The following is a 14927-nucleotide window of genomic DNA, read 5'->3' on the forward strand; positions in this document are numbered from 1 at the left end:
TCCGTAAATTATATGATTTCAGAATTTTCAGAAGTTCCTTCCAATTCTGTATTTCTTGTAAATGTAATTTTGATTTTCATTCCGTGATCATTTTTCATTTCAAAAGTTCCATCGAGCTGGTCGCTTAATCCCATCATTAGATTCATGCCGAGTGAGTTTTTTTCTGCTGCATTAAAATTTTCGGGAACACCGACTCCGTTATCCTCAATTATCAATGTGTAATTGTTTTCTCCGGCATTTTTCAGCTCAATATGCACATCGCCTTTTTGGTCTAGTGGAAAGGCGTATTTTATGGCATTATTGATGGCTTCGTTTATGATTAATCCAAGCGGAACCGCCTGCGCTGCATCAAGGTACACTTTTTCTAAATCCAAAACAAAATTGATTTTAGCATCGGTGTTAAAACATTCTCTCATATAACTGATCAATTCCACAATATACCAAGACATATCGATATTGGACAAATTATCAGATTGATACAGCTTTTGATGTATGAGTGACATGGCGTGCATTCTGTGCTGGCTGTTTTGTATCGCCATTAAAGCGTCTTCATTTTCCAGATAAGCCGATTGTGTATTGAGTAAACTAATGACAATCTGAAGGTTATTTTTTACTCGATGGTGAATTTCTTTTAAAAGCCATTCTTTCTCGATCAGCATTTTTTTGACTAATTCGTTGTGCTCTTTAATTTTCTTTTTCAATCTAAATTGATTGTAAAGAAGTACTATAAAAAGAAGTACAATTATTGCAATGATTATACTTAAGACTGAAAACAACTCAAAGTTTTGATCGTTGTTTTTAACCAAAGCAATGTTCTTTTTTAATGAAATATTTTCTTTTAACTGTGCACAGAGCTGCGTGTTCACCATAAACAAAAAAATCACCATACAAATACTGTATGTGTGATTTTTAAAGATGTTTAGGGGATTAAAATTCATTTTTTAAAGATAATCGTTTATCAGAATTGTGCAAATCCGTGTGCGAAAAGTCTAGCTGTTTCTGTGGTACCAATAGCAGATAATCATGGCAGCTCCGGGTAAAATTAAAGTTCCTAAACCAAAGAACTTTCCCGCAACGGCTCCAAGAAAACAGCCTATAAGAAAACCAAAAATGGTAACCAATTGTTTCTTAAAACTTAAAAAAGAATCGGCATCGTTTGTTCCATTTTTAATCAAGTTTCCTAAATCCAGAGAAGCCTGCGTTACATTTCCGGTCATCATTGTTGTCGGGCCGTGTGTTTCTTTAGCAAATAATTTCCCAAAAGCGTTTTGAAGTCCCATTGCAAAAACGGTGGTCATGGCTACAGTGTACATGGCCCATTCTGAAAATATTTCTAAATACCCAAAAACATACGAAGCGATTCCGGAAAGCAGTAATATGATACCTTCCCAAAATAGAATAGTGTAGCGGTTGACACTTTTTAAAGCAATTCTGCCCCCCACAATTACAGCAAATATAAAGATGGGAAAAGTCAATAATTTGATCCAGGCATGAGCGTCTGAACCTTTAATAATCTGATAGGCAAAAACAATAAAGTTGCCTGTAACATGTGCAGAAAATAAAGAGTCTGCCGCGACGAACGTTACGGTATCGCAATACCCTGCGATCATGGTGAGCAGCAGGGTAACGTACCAAATATTTTTTTGTATTTCCATAATATTATTTTAAATGAGCGCGAAGCATCCAAGCCATTTTTTCGTGATTTTCTACAAGACCTGTGATAAAATCACTTGTTCCTGCATCCTGCAATTCATTTGCGATACTGTTGATATTTTCACGCAGATAAATAATAATGCTTTCGTGATCCAGAAGTAATTCTTTGATAAAACCATTGCTGTCGTTTTTCTCTTTTAATTCTTCAGAAAGATGTGTCAATGCTAAGAAATCTTTCAGTGTAGCAGGAGCATAATGCCCCAGCGCTCTTATTCTTTCGGCAACCGTATCTACTATTTCATCAATCGCATCGTACTGTTGTTCAAAGAAAAGATGTTTGTTGTAGAAATCTGGACCTTCGACATTCCAATGCGCTCTTTTTGTTTTGGTATAAAGTACAAATTCATCTGCAAGAATTTTGGTTAATACATCCACTACTTTGTTAATGTTTTCTTGTTTAATTCCGATGTTTGTTTTCATTTTAAATTAGGTTTAATAAATAATAATCAAGTGAATATTTTCCTGCTCCAAGCGCAAGAATGAGTAATAAGGATAAGGTGTACATATAAGGAACATCGCGAACTTCGAGTGAATCTTTTCTGTGAACAACAAAATAACCAACGGCTGTTACGCCAATTGTTGGTAAAACAGCCAATCGTGTTCCAAGCCCCAGAATAATAAAAAACGGAACTACTGTATCAGAAAAAGCAGCCACTAATCCGTTTAGTTTTTCGGGAAGATGAAGCGGATTCGGAACGTGTTCTTTTTGTCCGTTTTCAACTCTGAATTTTTTCATCCCGTGTACTCTGAAAAGTTCAACAGCCAGCAGTATTCTAAAGAATAGGAAAGCGGCATTATTGAATGAATTTCCTAAATCGGAATACAGAATTTGTTTTATAAGGTCTATCATTTTTATAATATTAAAAAGCAAAACAAGAACAGCCTAAAGCGCCCCAAAATGCATTGTAGTTGTTAACAGGAACGTTGCTCATCCTTGCAGCGTCGTGATTGTGCAGGTGAACATCACAGCTGCCGCTGCAACTGTGTATCTGCGAGGTCAGTTTTGGTTTTACAGCGTCTTTTGCATTTTTTTCAATCGCGCTCTGCAAACTGCTCCTTGCAGGATATCCGTTGTAAATATTGGTTGGCGACCAATCTGGAAGAATCGGAATATGAGGCGGTGAAAACGAAGAAAAATCGCCGTTAGCATACACAATCTTTCCGTCTACAATTGTTAAATCGGCTTCAATTTTTTTAATGTCTTCATCATCGATATTAAAATAATCGCGGTCCAGAACCGTTAAATCGGCAAACATTCCGACTTTGATATCCCCTTTTTTAGCCTGTTCCTGGGAGAACCAAGCGCTTCCTCTGGTGTATAATTCGAGAGCGGTTTCTCTGCTCAATCGGCTTTCGTTGTACAATTGCAGTCCTCCGATTGTTTTTCCAGCCGTCATCCAATACATTGAAACCCATGGATTATAACTGCTTACACGTGTAGCATCAGAGCCGGCGCCAACAGGAACTTCCATTTCAATCATTTTTTTGATCGGCGGTGTGTTTTCTGCTGCTTTTGCGCCGTATCGGTCTGTAAAATACTCTCCTTGATACGCCATTCTGCTTTGTACAGCAATACCGCCTCCAAGTGCTTTTACACGTTCGATGTTTCTTTCGTCAATTGTTTCGGCGTGATCAAAAATCCACGGAAGTCCGTTGAATGGAACATCTTGATTTATTTTTTCAAAAACATTCAAAAATCTTGTAATGCTTTCGTTATAAGTTGCGTGAAGTCTAAACGGCCAGCGGTTTTCTACCAAAAGACGTACAACTTTTTCTAGTTCAGCTTCCATGTTTTCTGGTAAATCGGGTCTTGGCTGCAAGAAATCTTCAAAATCTGCCGCAGAGAAAACCAGCATTTCTCCCGCACCGTTGTGGCGGTACATATCATCGCCCTGATATAATTTTACGGTATCAATCCAATCCGAAAAATCTTCAAATTCGTGTTTGGGTTTTTGGGTGAATAAATTATAAGCGATTCTAACGGTAAGCTGTTTCTTTTCATTCAATTCATTAACCACTTTATAATCGTCTGGAAAATTCTGAAAGCCGCCTCCTGCATCAATCACACTCGTGATTCCGAAACGGTTCAATTCTTTCATAAAATGACGCGTCGAATTGATTTGATGTTCATACGAAAGTGTCGGGCCTTTTGCCAGCGTCGAATACAAAATCATGGCGTTTGGCGTTGCAATAATTAATCCTGTTGGTTCACCGTTTGAATCTCTTTCAATATGACCGCCCGGAGGCGCAGGGGTATTTTTATTGTAGCCAACAGCTTTAAGCGCCGCTCGGTTCATAATCGCTCTGTCGTACAAATGCAGAATAAAAACAGGCGTTTCGGGAGCGATAGCATTGATTTCTTCTAAAGTCGGCATTCTGCGTTCGGCAAACTGAAATTCCGACCAGCCGCCCACAACACGAACCCATTGCGGATTTGGAGTGCGGTCCACTTGTTCTTTCAGCATTCGAAGTGCATCGGCAAGCGAAGGAACACCGTCCCAGCGTAATTCCAGATTATAGTTTAGACCGCCTCGGATTAAGTGGATATGCGAATCGTTGATTCCAGGAACCGCTCTTCGGTTTAAAAGATCGATTATTTTGGTTTCTTCTGATGCAAAACTCATGACCTCACTGTCGTTTCCAACCGCGATAAATTTTCCGTCTTTAATCGCTGCAGCGGTTATATTTGGCGTTTCTGGATTGAAACTGTGAATTTTACCGTTGAATAAAATTAAATCTGCTTTCATACTTTATGATTTGGCGTTAAGTTTTGTGATCGCTTCTTTAATTCCTTCGCCTGCAACAGTATAAAAAGCGGGGCCTGCAAGCAGAATTATTTTAGTTAAAGGCTTATGATCGGATAATTTTTTCTCTTTTAAATAAGCCTGAGTTCGATAAGCTTCAAAAGATCCTAAAACTACATTTGTTGCCACTAAAGCAGTTGGAGAGTCGATCCCCGCGTCTTTAATATCGCTGGCAAACGAAAAATTACTAACGCCTAAACGCAACGCTTCACGCATGGCAACGCTTCCTACGCTGATCATTAAATCGGGAGTAAATTTACTGCGGTCGCCCAGTCCGATCAGTAATAATTTTTTGGAAGCCAAAGTTCCCTTTGGAGGCGTAATTAACAAAGTTTCAAGCGCATGTCCTGTAAATTTGCCATTTTTACGAAGTTCGGTAATCAAGCCTTTAAAAGCTTCGTCTAGATGCACCATTCCGTTGAGGTTTGCAGGCAGGGCAGGAGGGTTAAAAATATCCCCCTCTGTATATTCAAAAACGCAGGCAACTTGTAAATCTGCTTCTGCGGCAGACGGTCCTTGAACCAATCCGTTTACCGCAACTCCGTCTACTTTCCCCCAAGTTGTAGTCGATCCGAGTGCTGCATTTTGTGCAAAAGCGATATTCGTTAATCCTGCGAATAGCAGAAGAAATAGAGCAGTGGCTCTAAATCTGTATGTTTTTATAATGGCTGTATTTTTCATGTTTAGAATTTTAGCTGTTGTTGTTTGTGTGGTTATTATGAATTATTTTTTTAAAATTTAAACCCAAGTCGGGCATTAAAAAAAACGCCGTCTTTAGAATTTGGAATAATGTCGTTGATAAAGGCGCCTGTTTTAAAATACTGGATTCCGCTGACAACCGAAATGTATTTATTGACACTGTAGGTAAAATTGGCCAGATAAGCTGTTCCGATATATTTTTCGTCCGATGCGCTGCCGCGAAGGTTCAGCATACCGCTTGGTCTGTAAACTCCGTCTTGAGTTGAAAATCTCCAGTTAAAAACCACGTCGACCTGCATCTTGAGCTCTGGCAGTAAATCCATCGTGGCATAAGGATGAATGTCGATAAGGTTGACCGGCCCAACTTGCGGACTGAAGCCAAAATAACCTCCTTTTGGATACAACGGATTAAAGGTCTGCAGGTTTGGATTGTCGGTGTTCTGATCTCCTGAAATATAATCGTTGCGAAGATTTATTGTCGGTTTAAATTTGATGTTTTCAAAAGAATATCCCAAATCTGCCGATGCGGTCCAGGCATTAATAGCTCCAGAACCAAAACTTCCGAATTGATAAGCGGCTTCTAGGTTGTAAATAAAACCGCCGCCGTATTTCCAAAATCGTGTCCCAATTGTATGTCGTTTTTCGGGAGCAATTCCCTGTTCAAATAACGATTCATTGCGCTTGATTCCGAGATAATACAAATCCAGATTTCCTGCTTTCGGAAAAATTATTTTAGAATAAGCTCCCCAGAGATTCAGTTGTTTGGACATTTTATTATCAAAAACGCCGCTGTAAATCGTATCGGCCATCATGGCAAAACCGTCAATAGAGAATCGGGCAGAGGAATACATTATTTTTCCTCCTGTAAAATACAAGCGCGCATTTGGCCCTTCTCTTACCGAAATCAATCTTCCAGATCCATAATCAAGTTCTTGTCTTCCGGCTCGGACAATTAGTTTTTTGTCTTCTTTCTGCCATAAGGCAACATCCAAAAAAAGATTCTGAACATTGAGCTGGTCTTCATCAATTCCTCTTGGTCCGTTTACTCTTCCGTCTTGTAAAGCGCTTCTTAATTGCGCAAAAATTCTAAAGTTTTTTCCTAAATGAATGTCGGCATGAAGATCATAGCGCTGCAGTAAGAAATTGTTGCGGCCAATATTCAATCTTCCCCAATCTTCATTGTTGAAATCAACGTATTCGTATCGTGCTTCGCCTCCAAAAGACAGGTAAAAATCTTTTTCTTTGTTTAAAGGAACAAATTTTAAATTCTGATAAAAGTTTCTATTAGAGTCTTTTAAGAATTCGTAATTTTCGTCATAACGCAAAAGTTTAAAATTTTGTGCAGACGCCAAGTTTCCTACTAAGAGAAAGAGAACAAGTAACTTAACGTTGTTTGATATGGATTTTGTTGATTCCAACATAATGAAGGGTAAGAGGGGGATTAATTTTGTTTTAAGTTTCAGGTTTCAGGTTTCAAGTTTCAGGTTTTACGTTGAACTGAAGGACTGAATTAGTGTTTCAACATATTGTGAGCGTAGTGAATTCCTAATCCGTAAGAACCGCCGTGTTTTTTCATTAAGTTCGTTACTGGAACATAAGTTTCTTCACGTGCCCAGTCTCTTTGTAATTCTAATAAGTATTGAATAGAAGTAATTGGCTGTGCGCCAGCTTGAATCATTCTTTGTACTGCACGTTCGTGTGCTTCTGCACTTACATCACCGCAGGCATCTGTAATAACGTACACTTCGTAACCTTCTTCGATTGCAGATAAAGCTGGTCCAACAATACATACACCTGTCCATAAACCTGCAAGAACTATTTTTTTCTTGTTTTTCCCTACAATTGCTTTATAAGCGTTTTCGTCTTCCCAAGTGTTCATTGAAGTACGATCGATATATCCTGAAGTTGCAATTGGATAATATTCTTCGACTTCTGGAAAAACAGGACCCGAAAAGCTTTCTTCGGCAACAGTTGTTACTACAGTTGCCACATTAAATATTTTTGAGGCACCGCTGATAATGGCAACGTTATTTCGTAATTCGCTTAATGCAATGTTGCTGGTAGCAAATGCCATTTGACCTTCAAAGTCAATTAAAACTAATGCGTGATTGTCTGGTGATAATAAGTTTGCTGATGGTTTCATGTTATTTATTTTTAAAAATTATTATTAGTTAGCTTGTAGAGGATAAGCTTTGAATGATTTGTGATGAATGGCCTCCTGCTTTAGCTGAAGGTTTTAATATTGGTTTTAAAACAGGCTTTAGCCGAAATGCTGTGTGTTAGGCTAAAGCCTTAATTTTTTCTATCTATTTCCTCCAGCTGAAGCGGGAAGCAATTGAAGTATTAATGCGTAGAAAGCTTTCTGATCATTTCTACAGAGACAGAATCAGCATAAATGCCGAAAGCACTTGTCAAGACTCCTTTTATATTGTATACATCCGATATGATTCCGTATACAATATCTTCGTCGCCGGGATCTGTATCGCCTTCAAAACGAAAGATGTATTCGATCTTAAATTCTTCTGGAGACATAGACTGTGAATTGTTGTTGTAACGAATACAGTTTACATCAAGGTTAAAGTTTTGTGTAAAACCTTGAAGAGCTAACCATTGCAGTGCTTCTGTAACGGTGTCGAACGAGGGTTGCTGAAATTGACTCATAAAAGATTGTTTTTAAACTGCCTGCAAAAGCGAACTCATAACAGGCAGTTTGGTTAATTAAAGACTGTCAGATTATCCTTTAATAAATTCTAAAATATCTTTGTTGATCGTTTCAGCTTCTGTAGTCGGCATACCGTGAGGAAAACCTGGGTATGCAATCAATTTTCCGTTTTTCAAAAGTGCCGCTGCTCTTGGAGCCTGACCGAATGGTACGATTTGATCGTCTTCTCCATGCAGAACCAAAACAGGAATGTCTAAACTTTTAAGATCTTCTGTAAAATCAGATTCAGAAAATGCTTTAATTCCTTCATAATGAGCCAAAACAGAACCCATCATTCCTTGACGCCACCAATTGTGTTTGATACCTTCCTGAACCGTTTGTCCTTCGCGGTTCCATCCATAAAAAGGGATTGGGAAATCATAAAAATACTGTGCTCTGTTAAAACCCGTTCCTTGTCTGATTTCGTCAAATACAGATAATGGCACTCCTTCTGGGTTTGACTCGTTTTGAATCATTATTGGAGTAACTGCACTGATAATTACAGCTTTTGCAATACGACCTTTACCATGTTTTGCGGCATATCGAATTACTTCTCCGCCTCCTGTAGAATGCCCTACGTGAATAGCATCTTTTAAATCCAAAGCTTCTGTTAATGCGGCTACGTCTGCTGCGTAAGTATCCATGTTGTTTCCTTCAGAACTTTGTCCTGAGCGCCCGTGGCCACGACGATCGTGTGCAATTACTCTGTAACCTTGTTTAAGGAAAAACATCATTTGTGCATCCCAATCGTCAGCTGATAAAGGCCATCCGTGGTGAAAAACAATTGGCTGTCCTGTTCCCCAATCTTTGTAATAAATCTGTGTTCCGTCTTTTACTGTAAGTGTGCTCATTTGTTATGGTTTTAAATTGTTGATTTCGGTTTTATAATCTTATTTGTTACAAGTATGCTGTTGTTTTATTGATACTGCAAATCTATAGCAGTGAAGAAGGCTGGTCTATTAACCTAGATTAAGAAGGTGCTTTTTACGGTTACTTCTTAATCTAGATTAATTCTTTGGGATTTTTTCCAAAGCATTATTTCGTTCTGTTTTCATGTGCTGCATCTTGATATAAATAAGAGTTGCTGACTATCTGCCAAATAATGTGCCTTTAAGAGTAATGCCTTGTTCTGTAAGGGATTTAAGGTTTTGGCAGTTTTTTTTAGGTTACGATATATCGTAAATTTATTAAGGGAGTAATGACAATTGGTGAAATTATCGCAAAGTGCCGCAGTATATTTTTTGCATCATTACAAAATGTGTGGAGCAGTAAAGATTAAAAAAGAGAATATCAATTGCCTCCAGATTTATCTGGAGGTTTAAAAAAACATATTTAGAGGCTTTAGCCAAATAAAAATTTATTCCTTTTTGGAGCTTTTATAAGGCTAAAGCCATTTAGAATATCATACGATAACCAGCATCTAAAGGTGCTGATAATTGAAAATATTGTTTGAAAATGGGATTTTAATCTAGGTTCTCAATATAATTTAAGCAATTATCCCCAGCGTATCATTAGAAAATCTGCGGAGCAGTAAAGATTAAAAAGAGAAGATCAATTGCCTCCAGATTTATCTGGAGGTTTTAAAAAAACATATTTATAGGCTTTAGCCAAATAAATTTATTGCTTTTTGGAGCTTTTCTTTGGCTAAAGCCATTTAGAATATCATACGATAACCAGCATCTAAAGATGCTGGCAATTTATAGTATTGTTTGAAAATGGGATTTAAATCTGGGCTCGCAATATAATTTCAGCAATTATCCCCAGCGTATCATTAGAAAATCTGTGGAGCAGTAAGATTAAAAATGAGAAGATCAATTGCCACCAGATTTATCTGGAGGTTTAAAAAAAAGATATTTACAGGCTTTAGCCAAATAAATTTATTGATTTTTGGAGCTTTTCTTTGGCTAAAGCCATTAAGAATATCATATGATAACCAGCATTTAAAGATGCTGGCAATTGATAATATTGTTTGAAAATTGGATTTTAATCTGGGCTCTCAATATAATTTTAGCAATTATCCCCAGCGTGTAATAGTATTTGCAGTAAATTCTACCTGAATTACTGCACCATTATCATTAAAAAAAGAAACTTTACCATCCAGCTGCTGCGCTAAACCGCTGATTAAATTAATGCCTAATGTAGCCGGCGAGTTAAAATCAAGATCATCAGGAAAACCATTTCCATTATCCCTGATCTTAAGTGTTATTGTGTTGTTTTCGCTGGGTTTCATCTCAATTACAATAATTCCTTTTTGATTGCTTTCAAAGGCATATTTTATAGCATTTGTAATAGCTTCATTCAAAATCAAACCAACAGAAACCGCCTGCGCTTCATCAAGATGCACTGTATCAAGAGCAGTTTCAAAAGTAATGTAATGCATGTCAAAAGTATCGCGAAAATTATGCAGCAGATCATTAATGTAGTTTTCCATTTCTATTTCTCGAATGATATCTGTTCTGTATAATTTTTGATGCAGCAAAGAAATGGCATACAGTCGGTGCTGGCTTTTTTGAATGGCATCAAAGGCTTCTTTGTTTTTTAAAGTTGACGACTGCGAGTTTAAAAGACTCATCACAATCTGCAGATTATTCTTGACCCGATGATGAATTTCCTGCATAAGCGATTCTTTTTCAATAACCAGTTTCTGCAGCGTCTCATTTTTTTGATCGATTTCATTTTTTTGAGTGATCAAAAGAGCATTGTTTTTTTTCTTTTCCTGATAACTTATCCAAAACAAAATGATGCTCACTAAAAGAAAAGCAACCAGACAAAAGCCGAATTTTATAGTAGTTTGAGCGTGTATTGTTTTTTGTTTTTCGGCATCCATATCTAATTTTAAATTAGAAAACTCTTTTTCTTTCTTCTCCAGACCATACAAAATCTGCAGTTCTTCGATTTGTTTGTTCTTTTTTTCATTAAAAATAGAATCATTCAGATTTTTGTATTTCTGAAAATATTGTATTGCTGTAATGTAATTTCCTTTCGCCGAATCAATTTTAAACAAATACAAATTCGCTTCTTTCACCTGAGAAAGTTCTACAATTCCTTTTGGGAAATTAAGTGATTTCTGAAAATTGACTTTTGCCTTATCATAGTTTTGATGCTCTTCATAGAATTTTCCAAATTCAAAATAAGCTTCAGATAAATCAATATCCATGATAGAATTACTTTCTTCATATAAAGTAATCATTTTTGCAAAATTGGCTTCGGCCAGTCTGGGCTGTTTATTTTTGTTATAACAATAGGCGAGAGAACCATAAATGATGGCTTTGTCCGTATTTTTTTTAGGCGCATATTCTTTTATAATATTTTGTACCTGTCGTAAAGCTTCTTTTGGTTTTTTGATCTCAATAAGTTCTTTACACAATAAATCGGTAAAGGCATAGATATTCGTATAATCTAATTCTTTTTGAGATTTAAGAATAGGAATTGCTTTTGCCAGCAGTTCTATGCTTAAATCATGTTTGCCAAGATCTTTGTAGGCAAGTGCCAGCTGTTCGTAAAAATCGGGTGCATCTCCAAACTCTTTTGTTGCTTCCATGTATTTTACACAAGCAAGAGAATAATAAAGGCTTTTGCCCAAATCGCCTTTAAGTCTGTTGACATCTGCTAATAAATCGTAGGTATACTGCAGTTTTTTGTAACCGATTTTTTTATAAATACCGAGAGCCTGAAACAGTTCTTTTTCTGCCAGATCCAATCTGCCTTGGTTTAAATGGGCATCGGCTTTGTATTTTACGAGATAAGCATAATCCTCAAACAGCCCCAGATTTTTGTAAAGTGCAGCAGCTTTATCAAAACAAATTACAGCTTCATCAAAAGATTTAAAATTGCGCGGAAACTGCCAAAATAATCTTTTTCCCTGCTTTGCCCATAAATCGGCTTCTTTTTTATATTGTTTTGTTTTTTGATAGAAGACCATAGCCTTCTGGTAAAATTCGAGTGCCTTGGGATAATTATTTTCTTCGAATAAAAGTTCTCCGTAGAAAAAAAGACATTTATGTTTCAGATTCTCATCATTGATTCTGTGACTAAGCACAAAAGCCTTGTTAAAATTCGAGCGAGCACTGTCAAGATCAATTTTAAAACTATCGGGTCTGTATAAAAATTCGGCGCCGTGATCAAGAAGGTCTGTGATTTTTTTGGTGATCAAAGAATGCTTTTTTGAAACCGCAGCTGCATTAGAAGTCTCTTGAACGGCAGTAGAATAGCAATTCCAGCTCAGAATAAAAAAAACAAACGACAACTTTGCTATGCAGCATTTAACCATAAAGAGATATTAAAAAAACAATTGTTCTTGGGAATTATTTGCGGTAAAGAAAACAAATAAGTTTTTAAAAATAGCTAAATTAGGGTTGGTAAGCAAGATTATTATACCGTTGAAAAGAATAAAATGTGGAATACCGTAAAGAAAATCGCAAATTATTTTCGTTATTTGAATAGATCCTATCTACAATACTAAGCAGAATTCTTACATGAAAATAATACAAAGTTTTTGGTCTGGAAATGCGACTGATTTTACTCATAATTACGGCTGGTTCTCTTATAAGTATAATTGGCTCAGCTGGTTGTTAAGCTGTCATCAATTAGTTAAATTCCATAAAGACGTCGAGCTTTATACAGATCGTTTTGGATATGAAATACTGATCAAAAAACTACAATTGCCTTATACTAAAGTGCATGTGATTTTGGATGATTTAAATGAATATCACAAAGACCTTTGGGCTGTTTCTAAAATTAAGGTTTATGAAATGCAGGAAGAACCTTTTCTGCATGTTGACGGAGATGTTTTTGTGTGGGATTCTTTAACCGATAAATTTAAAAACGCTGCGGTGCTTACCCAAAATTTAGAAATTACAGCTGCCAGCTACATTAAAAAGTGGAATGAAATTTCGCCGCATCTCGTATACCTGCCGCTAGAAATGGAAAATTATCATAAGAATCCCAATAATTTTGCCTGTAACATGGGAGTTGCGGGCGGCAATGATATTCAGTTTTTTAAAGAATATGCCCAAAAAAGTATTGATTTTGTAGATAAAAACAGAAGCGCATTTTCAAAAATTAACTGTCTTAGTTTCAATCTTTTCTTTGAGCAGATTTTATTTTATCAATTTGCAGCAATTAAAGAGGTAAAGGTTGATTTTTTGTTTGATCAAGTGTATAATGACGGTGAGTATTTTGGTTTTGCCGAATTTCATGAAGTCCCTCAGAAATCGTATTTGCATTTATTGGGAGTTTATAAACGAAATCCTTTTGTGTGCAAGGCGATGGAGGTTTACATCATGAAAAATTATCCAGAAAGTTACTCAAAAATTGCGGCTTTGGTAAATGAAGCTGAAAGGAACCAGAATGAGGTAGAATTTCTAACACAGGAAAAAGTTGCAGCATTGACTGCAGATTTTGATTTTGAGCTTAAAACTAACAAAAAAAGCTCCGATAATTATCTTCTGAAAAGAGACTTATATACAGCAGGTATGCCTAATTATTTTCAAAGTTTAGTAGCGGCCAAGGAAGATTTTAAGATCGTATTGCTGGACGGATTTAAGCACATCCGCACTACTCGTAATGAGGAAGAATTTTCTTTTTTAGAAATTGAAGATCGCAATTCTGTATCTCGAAAATATGAGTTGGATGAGTTAGATGAAGAAGCTTTGTCTGTAATAGCAGCAGGAACTCGATATTTTGATTGTATTACATCGTTATTAGAGCACTTTGAATATGATTCTGAAGAGGAAGAAAATGATATTTTGATACTTTTAAATAAAAAGCTGACCAATTATATCGTTTATAAAATTATTGCCATTTATAAATAATTCGAAAATGATATTTTTTTTAAACAGTCAAGAATGCTTTTGTTTGCTGGGTTTTTTATGATAATCATTAGAAATAAATTATTCTAAATGTTAAATTTTTAAACAAATGTGGTTTTGCGTAAGAAAATGTAAATATAAAGAGCCATATTTGTAAGGAGAGTGCTGCTTTTGCAGCATGCATAAAAAAATAGATATTGTAAACTGTTTTACTAGAGGGATTTAGTATTACGAAAATAGATAAAAATCTTGCGCAAGGATAGACATAAATTCCAAATGTCTTTAAATGATTGGAATAGTAATCAATTTAATTATTTAATTATGTTTAAGAAAATTTCAAAAACAAAAGAAGTTAAAAAATTTGTTGCAAACGACGTACAAAAATTGACTGTTAAAGAATTAAAACAAACATTAGGAGGTTATCAAGAACCGATTCTTTGCTATGATGAAATTAGAAACAGATATTATAAATGCTAATACAAAAATTATAAGCATAGTATCCATTTAGAACTGTCTGCATTTTTTTGCAGGCAGTTTTTTTATAGCCCTGCACGTCTACTTTTTAATTTCAAGTTCTACTTTAAAGGTGCCTAAAAAGGGATTATCAGCCATTTGCGAATGTCCAATTACTAAGATATAAGTTCCTTTTTGTTGAATTGGAACTTTTAAATCTATTCCGAAAGGACCGTCTGAGGTTTTATCAGGAAAAATAATTTGATTAAAACGGACGTTTCCTTTGCCTGTACTTGGAGTAATTTTTCCGTTCAATTCTCCTGTATCGTCATTTTTAAACTTAACGTATACCCTGGATGGAATCGAATCTAAAGAACCTTCTGCTGTAAAAAGGCCTTTGTCATCCTTAAAATTCATAAAAATAGTATCGCCGATTTGTTTGTTTTCTTTGCTGTTCTCTTCGGTGTTATTTTCGTGACGTTGTTTCATAACAGGTTGAGAAGTTTTAACAACAGTATTTTTGTTTTCTTTTTGCTGACATGAAAAAAAGAAAAGGAATAATAAAGGCATCAGAAAAAATTTCATAATAGTATTTTTTATCAAGTACATCAAAGTTATCTCGTTTATACTACTACGTGTTATATTTTACTATTTTAAATTTATATAAAGAGGTGTAGAGATGAAATTATAAAAAGCCTGCCGCATATTGCACGTTTTTTATTTAACCTACACTTTATATTGGGTTTA

Annotated in this window: 14 protein-coding genes; 2 read left to right on the forward strand and 12 right to left on the reverse strand. The window is 35.9% G+C overall.

The window, feature by feature from the left end; translation table 11 throughout:
• Positions 1-8: 8 nt before the first annotated feature.
• The 11 genes from C4F50_RS24875 to C4F50_RS24925 form a co-directional block, all read right to left on the reverse strand.
• Positions 9-938, reverse strand: a complete 930-nt coding sequence (locus C4F50_RS24875; protein ID WP_194141339.1) for a sensor histidine kinase — start codon at positions 936-938, stop codon at positions 9-11.
• A 51-nt stretch (positions 939-989) separates the two neighbouring features.
• Positions 990-1655, reverse strand: coding sequence for a YoaK family protein (locus tag C4F50_RS24880; RefSeq protein ID WP_194141340.1), 666 nt, complete (start codon positions 1653-1655; stop codon positions 990-992).
• A gap of 4 nt (positions 1656-1659) precedes the next feature.
• On the reverse strand, positions 1660-2133 hold the full coding sequence (locus C4F50_RS24885) for a Dps family protein (RefSeq protein WP_194141341.1): 474 nt from the start codon (positions 2131-2133) through the stop codon (positions 1660-1662).
• Position 2134: 1 nt separating this feature from the next.
• Positions 2135-2563: a DoxX family protein gene (locus C4F50_RS24890; protein WP_194141342.1), complete on the reverse strand. Its 429-nt coding sequence runs from the start codon at positions 2561-2563 to the stop codon at positions 2135-2137.
• Positions 2564-2573: 10 nt separating this feature from the next.
• Positions 2574-4460 carry an amidohydrolase gene (locus tag C4F50_RS24895; protein WP_194141343.1) on the reverse strand — a complete coding sequence of 629 codons (1887 nt, stop codon included), beginning with the start codon at positions 4458-4460 and terminating at the stop codon, positions 2574-2576.
• Between the two features lie 3 nt (positions 4461-4463).
• Positions 4464-5198, reverse strand: a complete 735-nt coding sequence (locus C4F50_RS24900; protein ID WP_194141344.1) for a M17 family peptidase N-terminal domain-containing protein — start codon at positions 5196-5198, stop codon at positions 4464-4466.
• A gap of 50 nt (positions 5199-5248) precedes the next feature.
• Positions 5249-6541: an alginate export family protein gene (locus C4F50_RS24905; protein WP_228012138.1), complete on the reverse strand. Its 1293-nt coding sequence runs from the start codon at positions 6539-6541 to the stop codon at positions 5249-5251.
• A 185-nt stretch (positions 6542-6726) separates the two neighbouring features.
• Positions 6727-7359, reverse strand: a complete 633-nt coding sequence (locus C4F50_RS24910; RefSeq protein ID WP_194141346.1) for a hydrolase — start codon at positions 7357-7359, stop codon at positions 6727-6729.
• A gap of 200 nt (positions 7360-7559) precedes the next feature.
• Positions 7560-7877 carry a phosphoribosylpyrophosphate synthetase gene (locus C4F50_RS24915; RefSeq protein WP_194141347.1) on the reverse strand — a complete coding sequence of 106 codons (318 nt, stop codon included), beginning with the start codon at positions 7875-7877 and terminating at the stop codon, positions 7560-7562.
• A gap of 72 nt (positions 7878-7949) precedes the next feature.
• Positions 7950-8768, reverse strand: coding sequence for an alpha/beta fold hydrolase (locus C4F50_RS24920; RefSeq protein WP_194141348.1), 819 nt, complete (start codon positions 8766-8768; stop codon positions 7950-7952).
• Between the two features lie 1163 nt (positions 8769-9931).
• Positions 9932-12070, reverse strand: coding sequence for a tetratricopeptide repeat-containing sensor histidine kinase (locus C4F50_RS24925; protein WP_194141349.1), 2139 nt, complete (start codon positions 12068-12070; stop codon positions 9932-9934).
• A gap of 322 nt (positions 12071-12392) precedes the next feature.
• On the opposite strand from C4F50_RS24925, the gene C4F50_RS24930 reads away from it, so the two are divergent.
• Both C4F50_RS24930 and C4F50_RS24935 read left to right on the forward strand, forming a co-directional pair.
• Positions 12393-13730: a DUF6734 family protein gene (locus C4F50_RS24930; RefSeq protein WP_194141350.1), complete on the forward strand. Its 1338-nt coding sequence runs from the start codon at positions 12393-12395 to the stop codon at positions 13728-13730.
• 318 nt (positions 13731-14048) lie between these two features.
• Positions 14049-14204, forward strand: a complete 156-nt coding sequence (locus C4F50_RS24935) for a hypothetical protein (protein ID WP_194141351.1) — start codon at positions 14049-14051, stop codon at positions 14202-14204.
• Between the two features lie 78 nt (positions 14205-14282).
• Here C4F50_RS24935 and C4F50_RS24940 read toward each other — a convergent pair whose 3' ends face one another.
• A complete protein-coding gene (locus C4F50_RS24940; RefSeq protein ID WP_194141352.1) occupies positions 14283-14669 on the reverse strand; it encodes a hypothetical protein in 387 nt (128 codons plus the stop codon).
• Positions 14670-14927: the final 258 nt, after the last annotated feature.

This window comes from Flavobacterium hungaricum, from assembly GCF_015182285.1.
Lineage (GTDB): Bacteria > Bacteroidota > Bacteroidia > Flavobacteriales > Flavobacteriaceae > Flavobacterium > Flavobacterium hungaricum.